The organism is Mesorhizobium sp. M0207 (genome assembly GCF_040321995.1).
In the GTDB taxonomy this organism is placed as follows: Bacteria; Pseudomonadota; Alphaproteobacteria; order Rhizobiales; family Rhizobiaceae; genus Mesorhizobium.
The window spans coordinates 42,194-57,649 of record NZ_JAMYSQ010000033.1 but is presented as its reverse complement, the minus strand read 5'-3'; the positions used below and the strand labels follow the sequence as shown (position 1 = coordinate 57,649).

Sequence of the window (15,456 nt, the reverse complement as noted above, 5' to 3'; positions counted from 1 at the left end):
TCCCATGCCGCCACCGGCGATAGCACCAGCGATGGCAGCTCGACCGCGACGGCGCCTTCGCACCTCATCGCAAGCGATGGCAGTTCGACTGCGACCGCCGCCGCCAGCGCCACCACGAGCGATGGCAGCTCGACTGCGACCGCCCCTTCCCATGCCGCCACCGGCGATAGCACCAGCGATGGCAGTTCGACTGCGACCGCCGCCGGCGCCACCACGAGCGATGGCAGCTCGACTGCGACCGCCCCTTCCACCGGCGATAGCACCAGCGATGGCAGCTCGACCGCGACGGCGCCTTCGCACCCCATCGCAAGCGATGGCAGTTCGACTGTGACCGCCGCTTCCCCCTCCGACCGCGGCGGTTTTCACGCTCTGACCGATCTGTTCGGCAGCAACGACACCAGCCATGATACTGCCGGCGACAAGGGAGGCAGCAGCGTTGACCGGGTGCTGGCCGCGTTGAGCCCCGCGCTTTCGTCCGGCTCGGAGCTTGCCGCGACCAGCAGCCCATCCGAGAAAACGGCAACCAGCCTGACCGGCCACGGGTTCGCCCAACTGCTCCAGGGCAACGAAAATGCCGGCGCCGGTGTCCACAAGAGCGCCGTCGCCGACCTGACATCCGGTCACGGCAACGATGCCTTCGACTTCAGCAAGCTTCAGGACAAAGTCCAGCTCGACCACTCCGCGCTTGCCGACCTCAAGTCGGGAGGGCTTTCATTGCATACGTCCCCTGCTGTTACGGCCACGGATGATGGTTCCCACCACATCATCTTTGACAGCTCAACCGGGTCGCTCTCTCTCGACAGCGACGCGGTCGGCGGCGCAGCTCAAGCGCAGCTCGCTACCCATCTCCCGTTGCAGCATCACTCTTTGATCTGAAAACCGGAGCGGCGGACCTTCAACTCGAGCGTGTCCGCCGCTCCGTCCGTGTTCAATTGCGCCACGGAAGCTTGACTAAGAAAAATGCGATATCGGCAGACATCAGAGAGATCGAAGTTGGTCGCATTATCGCCAATGCGAATTCCGGATTCACCACACCCTACGAAGTCTCGGCAATTTTCAGCACTGTGTCGATCTCGGCCATCACCGTTGCCGGCAGCGGCCCTTTCTCCAGCGCACCGAGATTGTCCTCGACCTGCTCGGGCCGCGTGAAGCCGGGAACCGGCAGGGCGATTGCCGACTTGGCGAGTATCCAGCCGAGCGCGCCTTGCGCAAGCGTGCGTCCGCCCGAGGTGAGCAGGTCGCGGATTGCCGAGAGCCTTGACAGATAGTCCGGGTTGGCGGCGCCATCCCTGAAAAACACCATCCATTCGGCATTCCCGCCGCGCACATCGTTGGTGGGCAGCCGCATGGCCGGCGTGTATTTGCCGGTGAGCAGCCCCATTGCCAGCGGCAGCCGGCTGAACGAGACGAGGTTCTCGCGCGCCGCAACGGCCATCAGCTCGTTCGCCGGGGTAAACACATTGAAGTCGTTCTCTACGGCGACGAACCCCTCGCGCGGCGCGTAGACGGCAAGCCGTTCGCGGTGATCGGTGCTCCAGCCGAAGCCGCCGATCTTGCCCTCCTGGCGCAACAGGCCGAGCGTATCGAACACCTCGCCGGCGCGCTCGATCGGATACTCGTTGATATGTAGCAGCACGACGTCGATACAATCCCGCTGCAGGCGCTGCCGCGAATTGTCGATCGATGTCCGGATTGCCGCGGCAGAGGCATCCTCGGGTGCGATCTTGCGCGTTTCGGGATCGCCGAAATAACCGACCTTGGTGACGATGACGGCTTCGTCCTTACCCCTCAACGCCCGCCCGAGGATCAGTTCGGCATTGCCGGCGCCATAGGCGGCAGCCGTGTCGAACACCCGCGCGCCGATCTCATAAGCCATCGCCAGCGCGGCTTGCGACCTGATATCGTCGACCTCGCCATAGATTGTCGCCGTCTCACGCCAACGCGCGGGGCCACCCGCCGCCCAGGTGCCGATTCCGATGCGCGGTACCGAGCGGCCATCCCAAAGCATCATCATCTGCATGCCCGGCTCCTCAACGACGCAAGCTGGCGTGGCGGGCACGCTCGCGGATCTCTTCGCGAGAAATGCCGGCATCCGCCAGTGTGCTGTCCCGGGCCTGCCTCAAACTCGCAAGCGTCTGGCGATAGGCAATCCAGCGGGCGAAACGGTATCGAAGTTCATCCAACATGATCGTCTCCTTTGGTACGCAGAATGCCTGCGCGCCTGGGTTGGTCGGAAGCGCAAAACCTCTGCGCCAATCGCATGCGCGATCGAAAGGGTTCAGTTCGCTTCTTGGCCAGCCGAGGCGCTTGTCCCTGTCCCGCCAGGCAGGATTGTCCAACGCCTCCAATGCCTGCATACTTGCGCACGATGCCCGCTTTGCGCTACAGCCACGGTCGCAAGGAGTTTTTCATTTCTGCAAAATGGATATCGGCTGGGACGATCTGAGGTTGTTTCTCGACGTTGCGCGGCTGGGTGGCTTGAGCGCAGCGACGGGAACCACGCGCCTCAGCGCAGCCACCCTTGGACGACGCGTCACCGCGCTCGAAAAGCAGATCGGCGAACCTCTATTCGTGCGCCAGCAGACCGGCTACCGGCTGACCCCGGTCGGCGAGGAACTGCTGCGGCGCGCCGAAGACGTCGAGGCGGCAATGCAGTCGCTGACCCGCTGGCGCGAGGGAAACCTGCCCGACCGCATTGTCCGCGTCTCGGCCGGGCCATGGACCTCGGCCTTCGTTTCCGCCCATATCGGCGAGATCTGGACGGTCGATGATGGCATAAGGGTGGAGCTCGTCACCACCACCGACCGGGTCGACATCGGTCGCCGTGCCGCCGACATCGGCATCCGCAGCGAGCGCCCGACCGAGCAGTGGCTGGCCGGCCGTCAGAGCGGCAAGGTCGCCCACGCCATTTATTCCGGACGTCACCTGATCAACGGCATCGCCGCCGGATTGTTCGTCGGCGTCACCGGCGAAGGCGCAAACATTGCCTCGGCGCGCTGGCTGCAAGCCCATCACGGCGACCGCATCGCCGTACGCGGCAACAACACCCACTCGGTGCGCGAACTGGTGGCCGCCGGCGCCGGCCTTTCGGTCTTTCCGTGCTTCGTCGGTGACGGCGATCCGCGGCTGGTTCGCGTTGCTCAGCCTATCCCCGAACTCGAAACCGACCAATGGATCGTCACCCATCACGAGGAACGTCACTCCCCGCCGGTACGGAAAGTCGCCGACCGGATTGCCGCCTTGATGCGGGCGCACCAGCCGCTGTTTCGCGGCGAGACGCCGATCCGGTAAGCCTCAGGCAGATCGGCCGCCAGTGGATCAAGAATCAGATATTTTGGTGGGCCGGACGATGGTACCGCCGCCGTTGAGGACGCCGGAGTGCGGCGCGCTGCTCGTCGAGATCCTTGCCTTGGGCGAAGAGAGCGGTATAAACCGACCAGCACGGGGCCGCCTATCCGGTCACTCGTCCTCCTGCCGGCTCATAGCCGTATGCTTCGCCCTTACGCACCACGCGACCGATGCCCGGCCAGCCAAGGTGCGCGCCGGCGATCCACGTCCCCGCCTCGGCCGCGTCACTGAAAACCTTTAGGCGGGTTGCGCGCGCGGTCAGCTGATCGTCGTCATAGCCCCAACTGAACGCGGGATTGCCGAACTGCAAGGCCGGCACATGAACGATGTCCCCGAAGAATAGGAAACGATCCTCGTCCGTGTCGAACGTGTAGCCGGTATGACCGGCAGCATGACCGGGCAAGGCGACCGCCCTCAATCGCTCACCCACCTGGTCGCCATTCTGGACAGGCTTCAGCAGGGGCCGGAACTGCGCAAGGTGCGCGTAAGCGAAAAAGCTCTGCACAGCCGCCTCGGGAATTACGATCGCCTTCAAGTTTGGAAAGAGCACTCGGCCGTCGGGGGTCAAAAGTCCGTGCACATGATCCTGATGGGCGTGGGTGAGCGCCAAGACCGTGATCGAAGCCGGGTCGATCTTGGCTTCCGCCATGGCCTGCTCAAGACGCCCCACTGTCGGGGCCCAGCCCCCTCCTCCGCTGTCGATTAGAACGCCGTCAACGCCTGGACCTACCAGCGCGAAGCAATTGACAGACAGGCGAAGCGCCCCTGCCAACGCAGCTTGCGGCACCGGATTATCCTGCGGGTCCCGCAAAAGGTCCGCCGGCATCTCGACGTAACCGTCCGAGAGCGACCAGACGCGCCACCTTCCCGACGTGCTGCCGAGCACGTTATTGGTTTGCGATGTCACGATCATATGGCCACCTGCCGCGAACGAAAATGAAGGATAGGTTCGATTGTCACTATTGGCTCCCTGCATAATCTGCGCAAAGACGTGGGGAAATCGATGAAGATCGATGCGGAAAGCACGGATTGGAAGATGATCGTTGACGGATCTGCTAGCTTCGCGGCGATCTCAGCTCTTTTTTTTCATGCCCATGTAGATTCCTCCCTTCGTAAGCTCGTCAATCATCTGATTTATGCGCTTTCGGCGTGTTTCCGGGTGACGGGCGCGCTCGATCCAATGCAAGTAATCATTGCGCTGATAGGGAGGCCGTTGCTCGAAAGCAGTCATCAGATTTGCGGCCTCGAGCTCTGCACGCAAACTGTCGGGCATCTTAGCCAACGGACGTTTCAGCAACTTACGTCTCCGCCATTCGAATCCTGATGCCGGAATAGATCACAAGTCAGCCGTCGCGCCTGCGAGACCGCAGCCGGCCTGGCGACAGCCCTTTCAATCGGGTCACGACGCGATTCATATGGGCCTGGTGAGTGAAACCCGCGTGCTGAGCAATCTCGGCCAGCGGCAGATCGCTATTTTCCAAAAGCTCGACCGCGCGATCAACGCGGCGGCGTAAAATGAATTGATGTACCGGCAATTGCGTCGCCTCGCGAAAGGCGGCGGTGAAGGCGCGTCGTGGTATTCCCGCGATTCCGGCAAGATGGTCGATCGACACCCCCTTTTCCAGATCGCCGTCAATCGCAGCGAGGACCCGGTCGAACCGCTGCGAGGTTAGGACCGGAGACTTCTGCTGCCGCTGGCGTGCATGCCCGAGACGAAGCAGGTTCGCGAAAACCAGGCCCAGCGTCCATTCGCGGACGATCGGGTTGGCGGGCGGGTCGCCTTCGAGGCGTCGACACAACTCGGCCACCAGCGAATCGCGTATCGGTCGATCGGTCAGGATTACCAGGTCCTCGGGGGTCCCGCCTGCGGATACCAGGAGCCTTGACGCCAGCGCGGAGTCAACGGTGATCATCGTCAGCTCTCGCGGCTCCTCGATCTTGAACCGCGTGGCACGCTCGGGAAGACTGAGCAGCAGGTCGCCGGGGCGGGTGAAGACGCGCCGCAGCCCGCGGCCAAGATCGATCTCTGCATAGGATGAACCGCTGCGAATCACACGCAGCTGAACGACTCCGGCCGGCGCATGGCGATAGTCGCCGGCAGGAAAGAACAACCTCTTTGCACTTGCCGCGATCACCATCGTTGTACCGGGCGTCCGGACGCAAGTTCCTCCAGGACTTCGATGATCGATCGCCGCATCCTCGATCCTTGATGCCTACACTTTTGCCCGTTTGTCGGGTCCACCAGGCGCATCATTTGCCAGGGCAGTCAGTTCACCAATCCGGGGCACAAAGATATTGTGCAGTGTCTGGGTCATAATGGTCATTTCACGCTGAACTTGCAGTTCCTGTGCGGCGGGAAACAATGTGTCCTGCAAGAAGAGCTCCAGGCCTGCCTTGTCGTCCCATATCTCGATGATGCGATAACCATCGTCTGTGGCATGCGCGATGTGCTGGTAGATGCCGCCAGCGGGCCGTTTCTCCACGCCGATCCGATCGAGGATGCGGCTATAATCTTCGGCCGTCAGGCCGGCAATATCAAGTGTCGTCACTACGGCCATGGTTCATCCTCGCTGCTGATAGTGGTTGTTTGAGGTGGAGTTCTTGGACGGACCCCGGATCCTATTGGGCCGATGTCGTTTGGCATCGCCCGCCCTGACGGCGAGTTTGTCTCCCGAACTTCACCGACAGGAGCGGTCTTTGGTCCTCAGCCACCGAGCGCCTCGATGACAAGACGGGCGGTCGCCGCTCCGGAGAAGTTCTGCTGGCCGGTGATCAAATTGCCGTCGCGCACGGCAAAATCGCGCCACAGCCCGGCCTGAATATAGTTCGCGCCGAGCGCACGCATCTCATCCTCGATCCGCCATGGCATCAGATGCGTACCGTGCGGCAGCGCGCCCATCTCCCAGACGGCATTGTCGGCGAAGTCCTCCTCGACATTGGCGAACCCCGTAACAGTGCGCCCTTTGGCCAGCAGCTCGCCGGTTGAGAGGCGCGCGTAACGCAGCAGCGCGACGCCATGACACAAGGCAGCCGCGACCTTGCCGGCCGCGAAGAAGTTGACGAACAGCCGCTGCAACTCAGTTGCGTCTTCGAAGGTGAACATCGGCGCCTGGCCGCCAGCGACGACGATCGCGTCGAACGCGTCGACCGACAGCTCTGCGATGGGCCGGGTCGTCTCCACCAGCGCCGCCAGTTTCGGCGTCGACAGGAAACCGAGCGAGATCAGATCCGTATCCGAATAGCCGGACGGATCGCGCGGGTCGCTCAATGCATCCGCCTCGCATTTGTTGCCCTCAGGCGAGAAGATCGCGACTTCGTATCCGCGCTCGGTGAAGGCGAGCCAGGGATGGGTCAACTCGCTCCACCAAAACCCGACCGGCCAGCCTGTGGTGGTTGACACAGCCGGGTTTGAAAGGACCATCGCGACGCGTTTAGGATGCCGCGGGTCGAGTGGGTTGGAATCGCGCACGCTCATCGCGCCATCTCGACTGGTTCGCCAAGATTCGCCCAAATCGTCTTGTATTGGGTGTAGCTTTCCCACGCCTCGCGGCCCTGCTCGCGGCCATAGCCGCTCATCTTGAAACCTCCGAACGGCGCATTAGGATGGTACTTGTGCCAGCAGTTCAGCCAGATCGTGCCTGCCTTGATCCGGTCGGCGAGCCGCAAGGCGCGGCCGAGATCGCTGGTCTGGATGCCCGAGGCGAGCCCGTAGCTCGTATCGTTGGCGATCCGGATCGCGTCCTCCTCGCTGTCGAATGGAGTCACCGGCAGGACAGGACCGAAAATCTCTTCGCGCGATATCCTTAGGTCGTTGGTCGCATCGGCGAAGATGGTCGGCTCGATGAAGAGGCCCTTGCCGTTGACCTGGCGGGTGCCGCCGCCCGCGGCCAGTCGCGCGGTGCGCTTGCCCTCTTCGACATAGCTCAAGACCTTGTCATACTCGCCCCGCGATGCGATCGGCCCGATCATCGTCGCAGGGTCCAGCGGATCGCCGAGTGTCGCCGACTTCGCCATGGCGCTCAGCTTCTCGACGGCCTCGTCATAGCAGGCGCGTTCAACCAGCAGGCGCGATCCGGCGACGCAGACTTCGCCCTTGTTCCAGAAGATGCCCCAGAAGGCTGCCTGTATCGCGACATCGATATCAGCATCGGCGAAAACGATATTGGGACTCTTGCCGCCGAGCTCCATGGTCAGGTGTTTCATCGTCCCGGCACCGTTGCGCATGATGCCCTGGCCGACGGTGGTCGACCCGGTAAAGGCGATCTTGTCGACGCGGGCATCGTTGACCAGCGCGTCGCCGATGGTGGCGCCCGGGCCGGTGACGAGATTGTAGACGCCTGGCGGCACGCCCGCGTCGAGGATCACTTGCGCCAAGGCGAGGGCCGTCAGGGGCGTGTCGGTCGCAGGCTTGTGAACGACCGTGTTACCCGCCGCGAGTGCCGGCGCGATCTTCGAACAGGACAGCGCGAGGGGAAAATTGAACGGGGTGATCGCAGCGACCACGCCGAGCGGCTCGCGCCGCGTCAGGATCCTGATATTTGGTTCGTAGCTTGTACGATAGGCGCCGTCCATCGCGCTCATGGCGAGCCCGCCATGAAAGCGGAACAGTCCTGAGCAGTGCGGCATGATGATATCGCGGAAATCGCGATAGGGCATACCCATATCCATCGCCTCGCGCACCGCGAAATCCTCGGCCCGCTCGTCCATCAGATCGGCGATGCGAAACAGGATCTTGGCGCGCTCCTCATGATGCATCCGCGCCCAGGGTCCTTGCTCGAAAGCCCGCTGCGCGGCCGCGACGGCATCGCTCGTGTCGGTGACGTCCGCCTTCGCAATATCGGTGATCGCCGCCTCCGTGGTCGGATCAAAAGTCGTCGAAGTCTCGCCGCTGACGGCATCGCGCCATTGGCCATCGATCAGCAGACGTCCTACTGGAATCGCCTTGCGCCGCGCGGGTAGATAATCAGTCATGAACCGGTTCCGTCCTGTCGAATGAGATTGAAGGAAATTGTCGGCCCCATCCCGCGCCGATAGGCGAGCTGGACCAATAGCAGCATCATCGGCTCGATCAGGCGCGAGGCCGTGAGATCGCCGACATCGACCGGCATTGTCGGCAGATCGGCGAGAAGCCGGCAAACCGCCGCCTTGGCATCTGCGTCATTGCCGGCGACATAGCTCGTCACCGGATCGCCGTTGAGACGCGGATCATCCCTGTCAAGCAATTCGGCAAAGGTCGGAATGCACTTGACGACAAGGGCGCCCCGCGCGCGCCTCTGAACCTCCTCGCCTACAGACGTAGTAGTGCCTAGCAGCATCGTGGAAAGGTCAGGCGCGACTGCATTGGTATTGTCCCAGACGATCTTGCCCGACAAATCGCCAAGCGCGTCCATCGCCAGCTCCAGAGCCGGCCATGGCGTCGCCAGGGCAATTACGTCGGCCCATCTCGCTACTTCGTCAGGGGCACCGAAGCCAACACGGAGGGTTGCCGCGATTGCGCGCAACTTGCCTTCGTCACGACTGAAGCTGAGGCGAATTTCGTGCCCGGCGAGGCCAAGACATTTCGCCAAGGCCTTCCCGAGCGAGCCTGGTCCGATGATCGCAACTTTCACAACTGCCTCCCGACACGCGATCGGGCTTGCCTAGCATCATTGCAGTCGCGCTTATTTCACGAATTGCCCTTGCACGATCGGGCGCACTCGTCACATGGGTCGGCGCCAATTGGCATCCGGATCCGCCGCGCGCTCACGCCCTTCCCGAACGTGTCCCTATTGGGCATGTATGTGTGGGCGACCATAGAGCAGGGTGCGATCAGCCGAGGTCCCCAGGGCACAAGCCTGCTCATATGGGTTGACGCTGGATTTTCCTTGCCTAATCCGTCGGCGTTGCGATGACTTTTGTGGCATCAGCATAGCGCGATTGCCTGCAAATCCGGGCAAAGGCCGCCTCAGGACGGCTTTCCGGACTGGCACGCCCCTTGCTTCGTTATTCACGTGCAGAGCGTCTAGGGTTCCGGCCGTGTCGATCACGGTGCTGGTCCAAGAGACGCGACCGCTTGAGATGCATTGAGGCATCTGGCGGAACACGGCGGGCCAAAATCCCGGGAGAACCCTGCACGGGTTTGCTGGCGCGAACCTCTCCCGGATGCGCGCTCTGTGAACCCCCCAACAGACGTTCGGACGCAATCCGGATCGCAAACAGGGGTATGTAATGCTTCGCAAACTGGCCACAATCATCCTAGCCGCATCACTCAGCCTCCCCTTCATCTCAGCCGCGCAAGCGGCGCCCAAGAAAGACTTCAAGATTTGCTGGTCGATCTACGTCGGCTGGATGCCGTGGGGCTATCTTTCCGATAGCGGCATCATAAAGAAGTGGGCCGATAAATACGGCATCAATGTCGAGATCACCCGCATCAATGACTATGTCGAAAGCATCAATCAGTACACGGCCGGCGGCTTTGACGGCTGTTCGATGACCAACATGGATGCGCTTTCGATCCCGGCCGGCGGCGGTGTCGACACGACGGCCTTGATCGTCGGCGATTTCTCCAACGGCAACGACGCGGTCATCCTCAAGAACAAGACCACGCTCAAGGATATTGCCGGCCAGAAGGTCAATCTCGTCGAGCTTTCCGTCTCACATTACCTACTTGCGCGCGCACTGGAGACGGTGGGGTTGGCCGAAAAGGACATTACGGTGGTGAACACCTCCGATGCCGACATGGTCGCTGCCTACGGCACCAGCGACGTCACCTCCGTCGTCACCTGGAATCCGCTAGTCTCGGAAATCGCTGCCATGCCGGGCGCCCACAAGGTATTCGATTCGACTGAGATCCCCGGCGAGATCATCGACATGATGGTCGTCAACACCGCGACGCTGAAGGACAATCCGGCCTTGGGCAAGGCGCTTGTCGGTGCATGGTATGAAGCCATGGCGCTGATGACGTCGGGCACGCCCGAAGGCAAGGCGGCCAAGGAAGAGATGGCCAAGGCGTCGGGGACGGATCTTGCCGGTTTCGACGCTCAGCTTGCATCAACGGCGATGTTCTTCGAGCCGGCCAAGGCGGTCGCATTCACCAACGGCGCCGAACTGCCGAAGACCATGGATCTGGTGCGCAACTTCCTGTTCAGCCACGGCATTCTTGGTACCAACGCGCCGAGCGTCGACGTGATCGGCATGAGCTTTCCCGATGGCTCGACGCTGGGCGATGTCAACAACGTCAAGCTGCGCTTCGATCCGGCCTTTATGGCAGAGGCGGCGGGCGGAACGCTCTGACGCGGGAGCGCGACATGCTAGCCAGAGGAACCGGCATCATGCAGGCCGCGGCAGGCCCCGAAGTCGCGCGCCTGCAACCTAGCAGGCCGAAAGCGCGGCTTCGCCTCATCAACGCGACGGTCTCGCGCGGCGGAGCGTTGCTGCTTGGGACGCTGCCGTTTGCCGCCGTGGCAATCGCCTATCTCTTCGCTTCGTCGCAAAGGCTGGCGGTCAATCCCAGCGACAAGCTGCTGCCCTCCCCTGCACAGATGTGGTCGGCATTTTCAGACCTAGCGACAGTGCCGGACAAGCGCTCCGGCGACCTGATCCTGTGGGCCGACACCTATGCCAGCCTGATCAGGCTGTTCGCCGGAGTCGGCATGGCCACGCTGGTGGCGCTCAGCCTCGGCGTCGCCATAGGTTTCATCCCGCGCGTCAGGGCCTTTCTGCTGCCCTTGGTCACAGTTGTCTGCGTCATCCCGCCACTGGCGCTGCTGCCGATCCTGTTCATTGCGCTCGGCCTCGGCGAAACGGCCAAGATCACCTTGATCGCTCTCGGCGTCGCACCGGTCATGGTGCGCGACATCGCCAACCGGGTGATGGAATTGCCGCCGGAGCTCGTCGCCAAGGCACAGACGCTCGGCGGCAACAGCTGGACCATGGTGCTCAGGCTGGTGCTGCCACAGGTCATGCCGCGCCTCATCACTTACGTACGGCTGGCGCTTGGGCCGGCCTGGCTGTTCCTGATCGCGGCAGAAGCCATCGCCTCCACCGAGGGGCTCGGCTACCGCATCTTCCTCGTTCGTCGCTACCTGTCGATGGACGTCATCCTGCCTTACGTCGCCTGGATCACGCTGCTTGCGGTGATGACCGACTGGCTACTCGTGCGGCTCTCTCACATCATCTCGCCCTGGGCGCATCCGGTGCGGACCAGATGAGCCGGATCCTCGTCCATGGGCTGGAGAAGAGCTACGGCGACGCCCGCGTACTGGAACGGGTCAATGTCTTCGCCGAAGCGGGTGAATTCCTGTCGCTGGTTGGCGCCAGCGGTTGTGGAAAATCGACGTTCCTGCGCATCCTGCTTGGCCAGGAACAGCAAAGTGGCGGCGTGGTCGTCGTCGGCGACCAGCCGATCGTGCCGGAGCCGACGCCGCAGCGCGGCATCGTCTTCCAGCGCTATTCCGTGTTTCCGCATCTGACCGCGTTGCAGAACTTGCTGCTGGTCGAGGACTTCCGTTCGGGCGGACCGTTCGGCCGCGTCTTCGGCGCCAGGCGCACAAGCGCCAGGCAAGAAGCCGAAACCATGCTGGAACGGGTCGGGCTTGGCCATGCGCGCGACCTCTATCCGGCCATGCTTTCTGGCGGCATGCAGCAGCGGCTGGCGATCGCGCAGACCTTGCTCGGCCGGCCGCAGATCCTGCTTCTCGACGAGCCGTTCGGCGCACTCGATCCCGGTATTCGCATCGAGATGCATGAGCTGCTCACCGAGCTCTGGACCGAGCACGGCATGACCGTGGTCATGGTCACCCACGATATCGGCGAGGCATTCAAGCTCGGCACCCGCGTGCTGGTCTTCGACAAGGTGCGCCACGACCCCCAGTTCCCGTCCGCCTATGGCGCGACGATCACCTACGATCTGAAGCTCGACCGCAAGCACCGGGCTTCCGCACGAGACGTGGCCGAAGTGGCCGCGATGGTCGGGACGACCCGACTGGATAGCGCAATCGCGACGACGGCGTCGTGAAGGAGGTTTCATGCACAGAGATAGTCCAGAACGCCGGCATCGTCGCGCCGGGCTCACCGACCACCAGCCACGCCAACGCTTCCACCATCCGAACTTCGAGATCCGCGACATGCAGGGCTGGAAGTCTATCGAGGCGGAAGGAAAGCTGCCCGAGGACGGCTGGCGCAAGGAACAGAAATGGGCACTCGACATGGGCCTGCCCGGATCGGATTCGATCACCGACAAGTCGATCCCGACATTCGCGCGAGGCGAGTTGCCGCACTTCGCCGGCATCAACACCTTCCTCAAGGCGCCCTATATCGAGAACGTCCGCGATGTCGGCAGGTATGACGCTGCCGTCATGGGCATTCCTTTCGACAGCGGGACCACTTACCGGCCCGGAACCCGCTTCGGGCCGCAAGGCATGCGCCGCATCTCGGCGCTTTACACGCCTTACAATTACGAGCTCGGTGTCGACCTGCGCGAGCAGATGACGCTTTGCGACGCTGGCGACGTCTTCACCATCCCCGCCAATCTCGAAAAGAGCTTCGACCAGATCACCAAGGGCGTCAGCCATGTCGCCTCGTCCGGCGCGCTGCCGATCATGCTCGGCGGCGACCATTCGATCGGGTTTCCGTGCGTGCGCGGTATCGCCGACGTGACCTCCAAGCGAATCGGCATCATCCATTTCGACCGCCACATCGACATCCAGGAAAAGGATCTCGACGAACGTATGCACACGACGCCCTGGTATTGGGCGACCAACCTGCCGAACGTCTCGGCCACCAATCTGGTGCAGCTCGGTATCGGCGGCTGGCAGGTGCCCCGCTACGGCGTGGCCGAGGCGAGAAAGCGCGGAACCAACGTGCTGACGATCTCCGATATCGAACAGATGGGGCTGGAGAAGGCGGCCGAGATCGCGCTCGAGCTCGCATGGAAGGACACCGACGCCGTATACATCTCCTTCGATGTCGACAGCATCGATTGCGGTTTCGTGCCGGGTACGGGCTGGCCGGAGCCCGGTGGCTTCCTGCCGCGCGAGGCACTGAAGCTGCTCGGGCTAGTGTCGGCGCCCGGCATCTGCGGACTGGAAGTGGTCGAGGTGTCGCCGCCCTACGACACGTCAGACATCACGGCGCTGTTTGGCGTGCGGGTTGTCGTCGAGGCGCTAGGCTCGATGGTCGCGCACGGCAATCTCGGCAAACACAAATCCATCATCGACAAGCCGACGAGCTTTTGACCATGCACGATGATCATCACCACCACAGCCATGATCGTGGCGACGGTCACCATCACGGGCCGAACGGTCATCATCACCATCCCCACCCTGTCGGCCACAACGGGCCGGCCGGCAAGCCGTTGCAATGGCAGACACCGCATCTACCGCACGACCATGCGCCCGAACCCGCCGACGCGCGGGCGACCGATCTCGATCTCGTCGAGATCGCGTTTCTCGAAGGGTTTTCGCGGGCGCCCGACCCGTCCAGTTTCCTGCGCCTCGCCGGGATTCCGTTCGTCGGCGAGACCGCCGACGGCGTGCGGCTGCATCTTCTGCGCGTCGAGACGCAGGACATGGTCGATGTCGGCGCCGTCATGCCGCTGATTGGTGGCGCCGGCGTCACCTATCACCCGCTGCCCGCGAAACTGACGTCGCGCCGGCGCCGCCTAGCCTTCGTCTACCATAACGGCAAGGCACAAACGCCCCTTGACTTCGGCGAGGCGCGACTTCTGGCCGACAGGTCCGGCGCCGCACAATTCACCATGCCAGGGGCCGGACAATGAGCACCGGCCTTGAACCGATCGCACCCCTATCAAACAGGTCCAGAACCATGAACAGAACGCTTTCATCCTTCGGTAGACTCGCCCTGGCAGCCGCCACAACCCTCATCCCCTCATTGGCCTTCGCCCATAGCGGCGGTTTTCATGCCCACGGGTTTGTAGACGGCCTTCAGCACCCGCTGACCGGTATGGACCACCTGCTTGCCATGATGGCTGTAGGCATCATTGCCGCTCGCGCCGGCGGCAAGGGGATCATCATCGTGCCGTCGTGCTTTGTCTCGGCGATGCTCGCTGGCGCCCTGCTCGGTATCGCCGGCATCGGCCTACCCTCACTGGAAACCGGCATAACGCTATCGCTGGTGGTCTTCGGCGCGATGATGGCGCTTGCCAAGCCGCTTCCGCTCGCTGTGGCCGCCTCGCTGACTGCTCTCTTCGCCCTCTTCCACGGCAATGCCCATGGCCTCGAAATTCCCGAGACGGCCAGCGGCATCGCTTATGCGGTCGGCTTCGTGGTCGCTACTTCGGCTCTTCACGCGACCGGCGCGTTAGCCGCCCTGACACTTCGGCGCTGGCCGCGAGCCATCCGCACGGCAGGCGTCGGCACGTCGTTGGTCGGCGTGGCGCTGGCGGCACAGATCATCTGAACCGCAGCCCATTCATCTGCGATGAACAGGAGGCGAAGGCGTGATCAACCGGCTAACCGTTGGGCAGCGCATCCGAAACGTGCTGTACCAGATCCTGAAGACCCGGTCTGAGCGACTCTGATCTCATCCGGAGATTGAGGCTAGCAGCTTGCCGTACGCCGCGCGCGCGTACGGAGCCGTCCGCCGTGGGTTGCGATTAACTTCCTAGCTGCAGCCGGACGGTCTTGCCTGACGTCGCCGGCCTGTTCCCAGCTACGCCAAATGATCGCCGTCGTGAACTCCGCGCCGGCGAGCGTGACTTGGTCGTCACCGCTGCTGGCGGCCTCCCCGGGCGAGGTCATGAAGAACTGGCGTGTCAAAGCGCCGAACACATTCGATCGCGAATTCGGCTTCTCACGCATGGGCTACGAGATCGCCGCAGGGTGGGGTGCGGCGATGGCCGATGTAGCATCCAGACAGTAGTTCGAGGTTGATTGCGACGGGACTATGCGCGGATTTCCATTCCGAACACCCTGCCGGCGTCGTTCAAGCACTTGATAAACGATCCTGACACTCCACCGCCGGTTAGCAACACATCTGCGGCCTCCGGAGCCCACCATAAGTCAATAAAATCAAACGCAATGGACGGCGGTTCGCCAGTTATTACTTGGCCCCGAGCCAAAGCATACCGCTAAGTCATTGATAAATAATAACAATGGTGGGCCCGGAGGA

The 15,456-nt window shown here is 62.7% G+C and carries 19 protein-coding genes and 1 riboswitch; of the genes, 9 read left to right on the top strand and 10 right to left on the bottom strand.

The window, feature by feature from the left end; all coding sequences use genetic code 11:
- Positions 1-251, bottom strand: a 251-nt coding sequence (locus NKJ15_RS29410) for a hypothetical protein (RefSeq protein ID WP_352819291.1), incomplete at its 3' end; no start/stop codon positions are given.
- 76 nt (positions 252-327) lie between these two features.
- Here NKJ15_RS29410 and NKJ15_RS29405 point away from each other — a divergent pair.
- Positions 328-876 (top strand): hypothetical protein, encoded by a 549-nt coding sequence (locus NKJ15_RS29405; RefSeq protein ID WP_352685780.1) that lies wholly within the window; start codon positions 328-330, stop codon positions 874-876.
- A gap of 160 nt (positions 877-1,036) precedes the next feature.
- On the opposite strand, the gene NKJ15_RS29400 is transcribed toward NKJ15_RS29405, so the two are convergent.
- Positions 1,037-2,020, bottom strand: coding sequence for an aldo/keto reductase (locus NKJ15_RS29400; protein WP_352773556.1), 984 nt, complete (start codon positions 2,018-2,020; stop codon positions 1,037-1,039).
- 10 nt (positions 2,021-2,030) lie between these two features.
- Entirely contained in the window at positions 2,031-2,186 is a 156-nt protein-coding gene (locus tag NKJ15_RS29395; RefSeq protein WP_156937304.1) for a YjiS-like domain-containing protein, read from the bottom strand.
- 235 nt (positions 2,187-2,421) lie between these two features.
- Between NKJ15_RS29395 and NKJ15_RS29390 the strand changes: the two genes are divergently transcribed.
- Complete coding sequence (locus tag NKJ15_RS29390) at positions 2,422-3,291, top strand: LysR family transcriptional regulator (protein ID WP_352501394.1); 870 nt, start codon at positions 2,422-2,424, stop codon at positions 3,289-3,291.
- Positions 3,292-3,451: 160 nt separating this feature from the next.
- On the opposite strand, the gene NKJ15_RS29385 is transcribed toward NKJ15_RS29390, so the two are convergent.
- From NKJ15_RS29385 to NKJ15_RS29355, 7 genes are all read right to left on the bottom strand, one after another.
- Positions 3,452-4,261 (bottom strand): MBL fold metallo-hydrolase, encoded by an 810-nt coding sequence (locus NKJ15_RS29385; protein WP_352769323.1) that lies wholly within the window; start codon positions 4,259-4,261, stop codon positions 3,452-3,454.
- 159 nt (positions 4,262-4,420) lie between these two features.
- Positions 4,421-4,579: a YdeI/OmpD-associated family protein gene (locus NKJ15_RS29380; RefSeq protein WP_352616453.1), complete on the bottom strand. Its 159-nt coding sequence runs from the start codon at positions 4,577-4,579 to the stop codon at positions 4,421-4,423.
- 112 nt (positions 4,580-4,691) lie between these two features.
- Positions 4,692-5,486 carry a helix-turn-helix domain-containing protein gene (locus NKJ15_RS29375; RefSeq protein ID WP_352474471.1) on the bottom strand — a complete coding sequence of 265 codons (795 nt, stop codon included), beginning with the start codon at positions 5,484-5,486 and terminating at the stop codon, positions 4,692-4,694.
- 75 nt (positions 5,487-5,561) lie between these two features.
- On the bottom strand, positions 5,562-5,906 hold the full coding sequence (locus NKJ15_RS29370) for a hypothetical protein (protein ID WP_352542645.1): 345 nt from the start codon (positions 5,904-5,906) through the stop codon (positions 5,562-5,564).
- A 146-nt stretch (positions 5,907-6,052) separates the two neighbouring features.
- Entirely contained in the window at positions 6,053-6,703 is a 651-nt protein-coding gene (locus NKJ15_RS29365) for a type 1 glutamine amidotransferase domain-containing protein (RefSeq protein WP_352819288.1), read from the bottom strand.
- Positions 6,704-6,819: 116 nt separating this feature from the next.
- Positions 6,820-8,319: an aldehyde dehydrogenase family protein gene (locus NKJ15_RS29360; protein WP_352819287.1), complete on the bottom strand. Its 1,500-nt coding sequence runs from the start codon at positions 8,317-8,319 to the stop codon at positions 6,820-6,822.
- The gene (locus NKJ15_RS29355; protein ID WP_352449697.1) at positions 8,316-8,957 is read right to left on the bottom strand and encodes an NADPH-dependent F420 reductase; all 642 of its coding nucleotides are present in this window, start codon (positions 8,955-8,957) and stop codon (positions 8,316-8,318) included. The genes NKJ15_RS29360 and NKJ15_RS29355 overlap by 4 nt, the downstream gene beginning before the upstream one ends.
- A 381-nt stretch (positions 8,958-9,338) precedes the next feature.
- A riboswitch (guanidine-I (ykkC/yxkD leader) is annotated at positions 9,339-9,454 on the top strand.
- Between the two features lie 101 nt (positions 9,455-9,555).
- On the opposite strand from NKJ15_RS29355, the gene NKJ15_RS29350 reads away from it, so the two are divergent.
- From NKJ15_RS29350 to NKJ15_RS29320, 7 genes are all read left to right on the top strand, one after another.
- A complete protein-coding gene (locus tag NKJ15_RS29350) occupies positions 9,556-10,620 on the top strand; it encodes a putative urea ABC transporter substrate-binding protein (RefSeq protein WP_352819285.1) in 1,065 nt (354 codons plus the stop codon).
- 38 nt (positions 10,621-10,658) lie between these two features.
- Entirely contained in the window at positions 10,659-11,537 is an 879-nt protein-coding gene (locus NKJ15_RS29345; protein ID WP_352819299.1) for an ABC transporter permease, read from the top strand.
- Entirely contained in the window at positions 11,534-12,343 is an 810-nt protein-coding gene (locus NKJ15_RS29340; RefSeq protein ID WP_352819283.1) for an ATP-binding cassette domain-containing protein, read from the top strand. Before NKJ15_RS29345 ends, NKJ15_RS29340 begins: the two co-directional genes overlap by 4 nt.
- Before the next feature lie 10 nt (positions 12,344-12,353).
- Positions 12,354-13,562 carry an agmatinase family protein gene (locus NKJ15_RS29335; RefSeq protein ID WP_352819281.1) on the top strand — a complete coding sequence of 403 codons (1,209 nt, stop codon included), beginning with the start codon at positions 12,354-12,356 and terminating at the stop codon, positions 13,560-13,562.
- A 2-nt stretch (positions 13,563-13,564) separates the two neighbouring features.
- Positions 13,565-14,104 carry a hypothetical protein gene (locus NKJ15_RS29330; RefSeq protein WP_352819280.1) on the top strand — a complete coding sequence of 180 codons (540 nt, stop codon included), beginning with the start codon at positions 13,565-13,567 and terminating at the stop codon, positions 14,102-14,104.
- 47 nt (positions 14,105-14,151) lie between these two features.
- Positions 14,152-14,745, top strand: coding sequence for a HupE/UreJ family protein (locus NKJ15_RS29325; RefSeq protein WP_352474460.1), 594 nt, complete (start codon positions 14,152-14,154; stop codon positions 14,743-14,745).
- A 261-nt stretch (positions 14,746-15,006) separates the two neighbouring features.
- Complete coding sequence (locus NKJ15_RS29320) at positions 15,007-15,207, top strand: hypothetical protein (protein ID WP_352819278.1); 201 nt, start codon at positions 15,007-15,009, stop codon at positions 15,205-15,207.
- The last annotated feature ends 249 nt before the right edge of the window (positions 15,208-15,456 follow it).